The following is a 245-nucleotide window of genomic DNA, read 5'->3' on the forward strand; positions in this document are numbered from 1 at the left end:
GGGCGCGAGAACGCCACGCGCGGGCCGTCGTGGCGCAGGCGATAGGTGATCCACAAGGCAGCGCCCGAGGCGGCCACGGCGATCACGATGGACAGCGCAAACCACTTCGCGTCGTAAACGATGCCGGCGCCCATCAGCAACGCGCCGCTAAGCAGGCGCCGCCATGGCAGTTCATCCTTGCAGACGATCCACAGCGCAAACGCCGAGCAGCCCACGGCGATGGCCAGGGACAGCACCGTCAAAGA

General features: G+C 67.3%; 1 protein-coding gene. It reads right to left on the reverse strand.

Annotated elements, in window-relative coordinates:
• Positions 1 to 245 (reverse strand): MHYT domain-containing protein (locus V6F88_RS27865; protein WP_332613531.1); only part of this gene is annotated, 245 nt, incomplete at both ends.

Origin of the sequence: Achromobacter sp. ESBL13, from assembly GCF_036668755.1 — a bacterium.
Taxonomy (GTDB): Bacteria; Pseudomonadota; Gammaproteobacteria; order Burkholderiales; family Burkholderiaceae_B; genus Achromobacter.